Raw genomic sequence first — 9,425 nt, 5'->3', positions numbered from 1 at the left:
GCCAGGGACAAGGCATCGGCCGGCGGCTGATGCAGGCGGTCGAAGACCTTGCCCGCGGCCGCGGCAAGGCCGCCATCGAGCTTCAGACGCGGATCGAGTTGACCGCGAACCACGCGGCCTTTGCTCGCCTCGGCTTTCGCGAAACTGGACGGACGGCGCATGACGGCTATGCCAGGCCGACCTCGATCACCATGCGCAAAGCTCTCCCGTAAGTCTTATCTTACGGTTTGTGGGCCACGGATATCGCACCGCGACAGTGTCAGGTCCTGAGCGGCAGCACGCGGTCTGGTGGGCGGTGGCCGTCAACGAAGGCGCGGATGTTGATGATGACCTTTTCACCCATGTCGATACGGCCCTCGAGCGTCGCCGAGCCCATATGCGGCAAAAGCACGACCTTGTTCTTGGCCGCGAGCTTCAGCAGCTTGCCGTTCAAGGCCGGCTCGTGCTCGTAGACATCGAGGCCGGCGCCGGCGATCTTGCCGTCCTGGATCAGCTTGACCAGTGCTTCCTCGTCGATGATGTCGCCGCGCGCGGTGTTGACGACATAGGCGGTGGGCTGCAGTAGCGCCAGCCGCCGCGCCGAAAGCAGATGGAAGGTTGCCGGCGTCGAGGGACAGTTGACCGAGATGATATCCATGCGGGCCAGCATCTGGTCGAGGCTTTCCCAATAGGTCGCCTCCAGCCCGTCTTCCACGGCCGGCAGCACGCGGTGGCGGTTGTGATAGTGGATCGACAGTCCGAAGGCCTTGGCCCGCCTGGCTACGGCCGTGCCGATCCGCCCCATGCCGACAATGCCGAGCCGCTTGCCCCAGATGCGCCGGCCCAGCATCCAGGTCGGCGACCAGCCGGCCCATTTCTTGTCGCCGGTGAGCACATTGGCGCCTTCCGCGAGCCGCCGCGGCACCGCCAGCATCAGCGCCATCGTCATGTCGGCGGTGTCTTCGGTCAGGACATTCGGCGTGTTGGTGACGGTGATGCCCCTCTTGGCCGCAGCCGCGACATCGATCTTGTCGACGCCGTTGCCAAAATTGGCGATCAGCTTGAGGTTGTCGCCTGCCTGAGCGATCAGCGCCGCGTCGATATTGTCGGTAATGGTCGGCACCAGAACGTCGGCTTCCTTGACCGCCGCGACCAGTTCCGGCTGCGTCATCGGCCGGTCCTCGACATTCAGCCTTGCGTCGAACAGTTCGCGCATGCGGGTCTCGACCGGGTCGGGCAGCTTGCGCGTGATGACGACGAGAGGCCTTTTTTTGCCTGCCATTGTTTCCCTCTCGAGTATTTGCCGCAATTCCGAACGCAAAACCGCTTCACAGGTTTGCTGGAATTGCTCTAACCCGATCTCGTTGAGACCTCTTTAACCAAGACCGGCGAAACTGAAAGCCGGTCGCGGTGCCGATTACCCATGTAACAAGCGGTGCCGCCGAAGACAAAGAAAAAGGGGCGCCGAGGCAAGCGCCGAAAGGAATGAAAGTGTCTGGTTTCGCGTCGCTTCGCCTGGCCCTCAGTGCAGCATTTTTCGGCGCTCTGCTTTATTCTCCGCTTACGGCGGCACAGAGTGCGGCTGCACCTGCCCAGAGCGTCGTCACGCTCGGGCCGAGCGGCCTGCCGCTGCCGCGATTCGTCAGCCTGAAATCCGGCCGCGTCAACTCGCGCGTCGGCCCCGGCGCCAACTACTCGGTCGACTGGATGTACATGAAGGCCGGCCTGCCGATGGAGATCATCCAGGAATTCGACACATGGCGCCGCGTGCGCGATGCCGATGGTTCGGAAGGCTGGATCAACCAGTCGCTGCTTTCCGGCCGACGCACGGCAATCGTCGCACCATGGCAGCGTGGCAAGGGCACCCGGATCAATCTTCTCAACAGCCCCGACAAGGATGCAAGGGTGGTCGCGATGATCGAACCTGGCGTCATGGGTACGATCAAATCCTGCGACGGCCAGTGGTGCGAAATGACGTTCGACGGCCACACCGGCTGGCTTGCCCAGTCGGTCGTCTGGGGCGCCTATCCCGGCGAACGGGTCAAGGACTGATTCTCTTTCGCGGTCCTGGCTTTATGCCCGATACGGCCGAGATGGGTGTCCTGGAAGCCGGTCGGCAGCTTCAGACCGTAGCCCAGCGCACGGTCGATGGCGATGTGGGCGATCCATATCAGCGCAACCGCCATCGCGGCCGCATTGCCCCACATGTGCCCGCCGAGCAGCAGCAGCACGGGCACGATCAGGATGTGCAAGGCGTTGTAGGCAAGGGCACCGACGCGCGGACCGGCCAGATAGCCCGACATCGATAGGTCAGGCGCCAGGATAAGCAATCCGAAGAGCCACCAGGAGATGCCGGTCGAACCGTAGAAAATGACGGCAGCCAGTGCCACGATCGCCCATTCGAGCCGGATTACGAGATCGAGGGGTTTCATCCCTGGCCGATAATTCTGGCTTGGCAGATGATTCCGGCCTCGCCAGTCATTCGCGGCGTTTGGGGCGCAGCCTCACGACGATGTCGACATTGGCGATCTCCATCCCTTCCGGAGGCTCCGGCAGGTTCGCAACCGTCACCGGACCGCTGTCGATGTCGAATATACGGTTTTCGCCTTCGATGTAGAAATGGTGGTGGTCGGAGGTGTTGGTGTCGAAATAGGTTTTCGCGCCTTCGACGGCGAGGATGCGCAAAAGTCCCGCCTGGGTAAACTGGTGAAGGGCATTGTAGACGGTGGCCAGCGACACCGGCACGCCGGCGGCAACCGCCTCCTCGTGCAGTTCCTCGGCCGACAGATGCCGGTCGCCCTTGGCGAAAAGCAGATCGGCCAGCGCAATGCGCTGACGCGTCGGCCTCAGCCCGGCTTCACGGACCCGCTTGTCCACAGCGACATTTTCCTTCCGGCCGTCCAGGTCCATCTTCTCGTCGAACCCCACAGTTCCGCCCCAAGACACGCCCAGAATGGCAAAAAAATGAACGTCTGCCGAAACCGGACCTCTCAGGACATATATTCTGTCGTCCGAATGCGATCAATAGCGCGCATTGACCCAGGCAGACGAGCAGGCTAAGCGCAAACGCCGGTTTCCGGCCTGAAACAGATTGTGTTAGGAAACCAACGACAAGGGCACCCGATGGCCCGGAACGATATGGGATGAGATTGATGGCGGGTAAATCCAGCTACGAGTACGACGAATTGCTGGCCTGCGCCCGCGGCGAACTGTTCGGACCGGGCAACGCCCAGCTTCCCTATCCGCCAATGCTGATGTTCGACCGCATCACCGAGATCAGCGAGACCGGCGGCGCCTTCGAGAAGGGTTTCATCCGCGCGGAGTTCGACATCAAGCCGGACCTGTGGTTCTTTGCCTGCCATTTCATCGGCAATCCGATCATGCCGGGGTGCCTCGGCCTCGACGCCATGTGGCAACTGACGGGCTTCTATCTTGGCTGGCTTGGCGAACCCGGGAAGGGAATGGCGCTGTCGACCGGCGAAGTGAAATTCAAGGGCATGGTCACGCCTTCGGTGAAGAAGGTCGAATATGGCATCGACTTCAAGCGCGTGATGCGGGGCCGGCTGGTGCTCGGCATCGCCGATGGCTGGCTGAAGGCGGATGGCGAACCCATATACGCGGCAACGGATTTGAAAGTCGGTCTGTCCAAGCAGTCGGCGGTCGGCTGACCGGCACCCCTGGCCGGCCCCCTTTGGCCAGCATCCCTGGAAGGAGTTGCGAATGAGACGTGTCGTAGTCACAGGCCTCGGCATCGTGTCGTCGATCGGCAACAATGCCAACGAGGTGCAAGCCTCGCTGCATGACGCCAGATCAGGCATCAGCTTCTCGGATTCCTTCGCCGAACACGGCTTCCGCTGCCAGGTCTGGGGAGCGCCGACGCTCGATCCATCGGCGATGATCGATCGCCGTGCGATGCGCTTCCTGAGCCAGGGTGCTGCATGGAACCACGTCGCCATGGACCAGGCGATCGCGGATGCGGGCCTCGGCGAGAGCGACATCACCAATGAGCGCACCGGCATCGTCATGGGATCGGGCGGACCATCCACCCGCACCATCGTCGAAGCTGCCGAAACGACGCTGAAGAACGGCAGTCCCAAGCGCATCGGTCCATTCGCGGTGCCGAAGGCAATGTCGTCGACCGCATCGGCGACGCTTGCCACATGGTTCAAGATCCACGGCGTCAACTACTCGATCTCGTCGGCCTGTTCGACCTCGGCGCATTGCATCGGCAATGGCTATGAATTGATCCAATGGGGCAAGCAGGACATCGTCTTCGCCGGCGGCCACGAGGATCTCGACTGGACGATGTCGGACCTGTTCGACGCCATGGGCGCCATGTCGTCGAAATTCAACGACAAGGCATCGACCGCCTCCCGTGCGTATGACGTCAATCGCGACGGCTTCGTCATTGCCGGGGGCGCCGGTGTGCTGGTGCTGGAAGAGCTTGAGCATGCCAAGGCGCGCGGCGCCAAGATCTATGCCGAGATCGTCGGCTATGGCGCGACGTCGGATGGCTACGACATGGTTGCTCCTTCAGGCGAAGGCGCGGTCCGCTGCATGCGCCAGGCGCTGGCCACGGTTTCCACGCCGGTCGACTACATCAACACCCATGGCACCTCGACGCCGGTGGGAGATTCCAAGGAAATGGGCGCCATCCGCGAGGTGTTCGGCCCAGAGATGCCGTACATCACCTCGACGAAGTCGCTGACCGGCCATTCGCTGGGCGCGGCCGGCGTGCAGGAATCCATCTACTCGATCCTGATGATGCAGGGCGGTTTCATCGGCGAAAGCGCCCATATCGAGACCCTCGACCCCGAATTCGAGGGCATGCCGATCGTGCGAAAGCGCATCGACGACGCCAGGATCGACACTGTTTTGTCCAATTCGTTCGGCTTCGGTGGCACCAACGCCACGCTCGTTTTCCAGCGCTATTCCGCATAAGGATTTGCCGGCCATGGACGGATTGATGAAGGGCAAGCGCGGGCTTGTCATGGGTGTCGCCAACGATCATTCGATCGCCTGGGGCATCGCCCGGAAATTATCCGAACACGGGGCGGAACTCGCCTTCACCTATCAGGGCGATGCCTTCGGACGCCGGGTCAAGCCGCTGGCCGACAAGCTCGGCGCCTCGCTGGTCGTGCCGTGCGACGTCGAGGACAGCGCTTCGGTCGCCGCCACGTTCGAGACCCTGGGCAACGAATGGGGCGGGCTGGATTTCATCGTCCACGCCATCGGCTTTTCCGACAAGAACGAGTTGAAAGGCCTCTACGCCGACACCAGCCGGGACAATTTCGTCCGCACCATGGTGATCTCCTGCTACTCCTTCACCGAGGTCGCCCGCCATGCGGCCACCTTGATGAAGGACGGCGGATCGATGATCACGCTGACCTATGCGGGCTCCGTCCGCGTCATGCCGAACTACAATGTCATGGGCGTCGCCAAGGCCGGACTGGAGGCCAGCGTGCGCTACCTCGCCAACGATTACGGTCCGCGCGGCATCAGGGTAAACGGCATATCGGCTGGGCCCGTGCGCACGCTCGCCGGCGCCGGCATTTCGGACGCCCGCCACATGTTCTCCTACCAGCAGCGAAACTCGCCACTGCGCCGCACGGTGACCATCGACGAGGTCGGTGGTTCGGCGCTTTATCTGTTGTCGGATCTGTCTTCCGGGGTTACCGGCGAAATCCACTATGTCGATTCCGGCTATCACATCGTTTCCATGCCGACGCTCGACGAATTGAAGCAGACCGACGGCGGGCGAGACTAACGCCTGTCGGCCAAAGGTGCGCGACGGTTTTGAAATGGCGGACATCTGAAAACACGAAGCTTAAAGCGCGCGGCTAAACCCCGTTTCAGCGCCAGTCGCATTGATCCGCTCAAGAAATACTTCCGGTCCAATAAAATTGGATTCATTCGCGGAAACTCATTTTAAGGAGATATCCGGTAGAAAGCTCCGTACTCAGGGGAACTTTCAATGCTCGCCGTCAGCAACCCGAAGCGAACACCGGTGTTCCGACTGCTCACCATAGCGAGTTCGGGTCTCGGCAGTTTCGTCCTCGGGCTCTGGGGCCTGAAGCTCGGTCTCGGCGATGGCTTTGCCGGCATCTCCGCCGACATGATGGTCTCGGTGATGGCCGCTCTTTGCGCACTGGCGGCGTCGGTCGCCGCGATGTCCTTCTTCGCCGGCGTCGATGAATCGGCGGATTTCGTCTTCACGGAAACCCATTTCGACAAGCTGACCGGCCTGGTGGCACGTCCGGCGATGGTCGGCAAGATTGCCGAGGCGGCATGCGCGACCAGCCGGACCGGCGAGCCGATGTTCCTCATCGATATCGACATCGACCGGTTCAAGCAGATCAATGACGCCATCGGCTACAGCCAGGGCGACGAGCTGATCCGCGCCTTCACCAAGCGCTTGAAGACGTGCGTGCCGCCGCGCGCGCTGATCGGACGCATCGGCGCCGGTGAATTCGCGATCCTGCTCCCCGACAACCAAGTCGCAGGGTCCTTGGAAAGCACCATAGAGAGGCTCATCGACGAGATGATGGAGCCCTATGATCTCGGTACGCACCTGCAATCGGTCAGCCTGTCGGTCGGCATCGTGGCGATGCCAAAGGACGGTGTCGATCCCGTCCTCATCCTGCGCCGCTCCAATCTGGCGCTGCAGAACGCGCGCGCCAGCGGCGTCGGCAACTGGTCCGTCTTCCATGCCGAAATGGGCAGGGTCGCCGACCATCGCCAGTGGATCGAATCCGAACTGCATACAGCCTTCGAGCGCGGTGACTTCGACCTTCATTACCAGCCGCAGCTCGATCTCCCGACCGGCCGCATCGTCGGCTACGAAGCGCTGATCCGCTGGCGGCATCCGGAACGCGGCATGATCCCGCCGATGGAGTTCATTCCGATCGCCGAGGAAACCGGCATGATCGGCCCGATCGGCGAATGGGTGCTGCGCAAAGCCTGCAGCGACGCCCGGCATCTGCCCGACGACTGCTTCGTCGCCGTCAACATCTCGCCCGTCCAGTTCATGACCAAGGACTTCGTCGGCATCGTGCGCGACACCATGACGAGCACCGGCATCAAGCCGTCACGGCTGGAACTGGAAGTGACCGAGACGGCGATGATGCAGGATCGCGACCGCGCCGCCGCCATCCTGAAGGAGCTTGCGGATATCGGCATTTCGGTCGCCGTCGATGATTTCGGCACCGGCTATTCCAATTTGAGCTACCTGATCGATTTCTCATTCGGCAAGCTGAAGATCGACCGGTCCTTCGTCAGCCGCCTCGACACAGATTCCAGCTCCGGCGCGGTCGTCTCGACCATCGTCGGGCTTTCGCGCGCGCTCGGCGTCAGCATCATTGCCGAAGGCGTCGAGACCGAAAGCCAGGCGACACTGCTCAGGGCAGCCGGCTGCGAGGTGGTGCAAGGCTACCTGTATGGCAGGCCCGCCCCCCTCAAGATCAGGGTCGGCGACGTGCATATCACCGATGAGGTCCGGCGCGTTGCCAATCTGCATTGAGTGCGACGCGATATCTGTTTTTGAGCATGATCTTTTCCGAAACCGGTATCCACTTTCGGGATCATGCTTCAACGACGAGCGGAAAGCACCTTGAACATGCCGTCACGAGCGAGTTCGGCATGGCTCGAAAAGACAGCCGCCAAGATCGGTTCGTAGGGAAGCTGACGGTTGGCGACCATGAACAGCCGCCCACCCGGCTTCAAGGCCTTGGCCGCCGCTCGGATCATGCCGGCGCCGATCTCCGGCTCGGCCGCCCGGCTGCGGTGAAAGGGCGGGTTCATGGCAATCGCGTCGTAGCGCTTCTCGACTGGTTCCTTCAGCAGATCGATCCAGAAGAAATTCCTGGCGGTCGGCTGGCTGACCGCTGCCAGATTGAGCTTCGCGGCTTCAAGCGCGGCGAAATCGGCCTCATAGAGGTCGAGCGCCTGAACGCCGGGGGAGCGGGCGGCGATCTCGGCCGCCACATAGCCCCAGCCGGCGCAGAGATCGGCAATGCTGCCACGCAGGTCATTGGGCAGGTTCTCGACCAGCAATTTCGATCCGGTATCGATCCGGTCGAACGAGAACATGCCGGGCGCGGTGTGGCACCGGCCTTCAACCAGCAGAGCGGGGTTGGCAGCGCGCAATTCTTCCGCGGCGGCCAGATCGGCGGGACGTCGCAGCCAGAAGGCAATGCCGTGATATTTGGGCAAATGGCCTTCAAGCGGCACAAGCTCGTCAACGCGCTTGCGCAGGCTGGCAATGCCATCGTCCTTGCCGCCGGCAATGACGACCAGGCCGCCCGGCGCCACGCACTCAAGCGCCTGCGCGATGCGCACTTCGTTCAAGCCGCGATGCCGGCCGGCAAGCACAAGTGCCATATCGAAGCCATCGCCTTCCACTTGCGCGGTGACGACGAAGCCAGACGCCTGCAGCACGCTAAAATGCGGCCGGAAGCCCTGTACGAGGTGAAGCGTCGCCTCAAAGCCTTCAGGCAGGCGAAAACCCGGCTCAGCGCCGAAAAACAGGGCGCGCGTGCCCTTTCCCGGCAAAGCAACAGCCTCCGCCTCGAAGGGATGGAAAAGCGTCTTCAACGGCTCGGCGGACATTGTTCGATCTCGACTTGTCTAAGCGCTTTGAAACCCAGGCTGAAAATGAAAACGGGCGCGACATAAGCCGCGCCCGTTTCGATTCATGATCTCAGACCAATCAGGCGGCGTTTTCTTCGCCTTCGGTCTTCTTGTCGCGGGCGAGTTCCTTGCCGGTGGCCTGGTCGACGACCTTCATCGACAGGCGGACCTTGCCGCGCTCGTCGAAGCCCATCAGCTTGACCCAGACCTTGTCGCCTTCCTTGACCACGTCCGAGGTCTTGGCGACCCGGTCGTTGGCAAGCTGCGAGATGTGGACGAGGCCGTCACGCGGGCCGAAGAAGTTGACGAAAGCGCCGAAGTCCGCGGTCTTGACGACCGTACCTTCGTAGATCTCGCCGACTTCCGGCTCGGCGACGATGGTGTGGATCCACTTCTTCGCCGCCTCGATCTCCTTGGCATTGGACGAAGCGATCTTGACCGTGCCGTCGTCCTCGATGTTGATCTTGGCGCCGGTCTTTTCGACGATCTCGCGGATCACCTTGCCGCCCGAGCCGATCACGTCACGGATCTTGTCGGTCGGGATGTGCATCACTTCGATGCGCGGTGCGAACTCACCCAGTTCCGAACGCGCGCCGGTCAGAGCATGCGCCATCTCGCCGAGGATGTGCTGGCGGCCATCCTTGGCCTGGTCCAGCGCGATCTTCATGATCTCCTCGGTGATGCCTTCGATCTTGATATCCATCTGCAGCGAGGTGATGCCGTTGGCGGTGCCGGCGACCTTGAAGTCCATGTCGCCGAGGTGATCCTCGTCACCGAGGATGTCGGATAGAACGGCGAAACGCTCGCCTTCCTTGATC

At 62.1% G+C, this 9,425-nt stretch carries 11 protein-coding genes; 6 read left to right on the top strand and 5 right to left on the bottom strand.

Annotated elements, in window-relative coordinates:
* A partial coding sequence (locus tag EN994_RS07445; RefSeq protein ID WP_164745834.1) for a GNAT family N-acetyltransferase occupies positions 1-212 on the top strand: 212 nt, incomplete at its 5' end.
* A gap of 47 nt (positions 213-259) precedes the next feature.
* Here the strand turns inward: EN994_RS07445 and EN994_RS07440 are convergent.
* Positions 260-1,261: a D-glycerate dehydrogenase gene (locus EN994_RS07440; protein WP_013527881.1), complete on the bottom strand. Its 1,002-nt coding sequence runs from the start codon at positions 1,259-1,261 to the stop codon at positions 260-262.
* Between the two features lie 209 nt (positions 1,262-1,470).
* On the opposite strand from EN994_RS07440, the gene EN994_RS07435 reads away from it, so the two are divergent.
* Positions 1,471-2,031, top strand: a complete 561-nt coding sequence (locus tag EN994_RS07435; RefSeq protein WP_063170456.1) for an SH3 domain-containing protein — start codon at positions 1,471-1,473, stop codon at positions 2,029-2,031.
* On the opposite strand, the gene EN994_RS07430 is transcribed toward EN994_RS07435, so the two are convergent.
* On the bottom strand, positions 2,004-2,411 hold the full coding sequence (locus tag EN994_RS07430; protein WP_063169996.1) for a DUF4260 domain-containing protein: 408 nt from the start codon (positions 2,409-2,411) through the stop codon (positions 2,004-2,006). The genes EN994_RS07435 and EN994_RS07430 overlap by 28 nt on opposite strands.
* Positions 2,412-2,457: 46 nt before the next feature.
* Positions 2,458-2,889 carry an iron response transcriptional regulator IrrA gene (irrA, locus tag EN994_RS07425; protein ID WP_024503471.1) on the bottom strand — a complete coding sequence of 144 codons (432 nt, stop codon included), beginning with the start codon at positions 2,887-2,889 and terminating at the stop codon, positions 2,458-2,460.
* Between the two features lie 242 nt (positions 2,890-3,131).
* Between irrA and fabA the strand changes: the two genes are divergently transcribed.
* The 4 genes from fabA (at position 3,132) to EN994_RS07405 (ending at position 7,498) form a co-directional block, all read left to right on the top strand.
* A complete protein-coding gene (gene fabA / locus EN994_RS07420; protein WP_013527885.1) occupies positions 3,132-3,647 on the top strand; it encodes a 3-hydroxyacyl-[acyl-carrier-protein] dehydratase FabA in 516 nt (171 codons plus the stop codon).
* 52 nt (positions 3,648-3,699) lie between these two features.
* Entirely contained in the window at positions 3,700-4,920 is a 1,221-nt protein-coding gene (gene fabB / locus EN994_RS07415; RefSeq protein WP_024503470.1) for a beta-ketoacyl-ACP synthase I, read from the top strand.
* A gap of 13 nt (positions 4,921-4,933) precedes the next feature.
* On the top strand, positions 4,934-5,746 hold the full coding sequence (gene fabI / locus EN994_RS07410; protein WP_013527887.1) for an enoyl-ACP reductase FabI: 813 nt from the start codon (positions 4,934-4,936) through the stop codon (positions 5,744-5,746).
* 207 nt (positions 5,747-5,953) lie between these two features.
* Positions 5,954-7,498, top strand: a complete 1,545-nt coding sequence (locus EN994_RS07405; RefSeq protein WP_027161757.1) for a bifunctional diguanylate cyclase/phosphodiesterase — start codon at positions 5,954-5,956, stop codon at positions 7,496-7,498.
* A gap of 68 nt (positions 7,499-7,566) precedes the next feature.
* Here EN994_RS07405 and EN994_RS07400 read toward each other — a convergent pair whose 3' ends face one another.
* Positions 7,567-8,586, bottom strand: coding sequence for a class I SAM-dependent methyltransferase (locus tag EN994_RS07400; protein ID WP_063169995.1), 1,020 nt, complete (start codon positions 8,584-8,586; stop codon positions 7,567-7,569).
* A 100-nt stretch (positions 8,587-8,686) separates the two neighbouring features.
* The coding region (locus EN994_RS07395) for a S1 RNA-binding domain-containing protein (RefSeq protein WP_127307462.1) at positions 8,687-9,425 on the bottom strand (739 nt) is incomplete at its 5' end.

The organism is Mesorhizobium sp. M7A.F.Ca.CA.002.09.1.1 (assembly GCF_003998555.1).
GTDB classification, from domain to species: Bacteria; Pseudomonadota; Alphaproteobacteria; order Rhizobiales; family Rhizobiaceae; genus Mesorhizobium; species Mesorhizobium ciceri.
The sequence above is the reverse complement of the archived record's forward strand: the minus strand, read 5'-3'. Positions and strand labels throughout refer to the sequence as shown.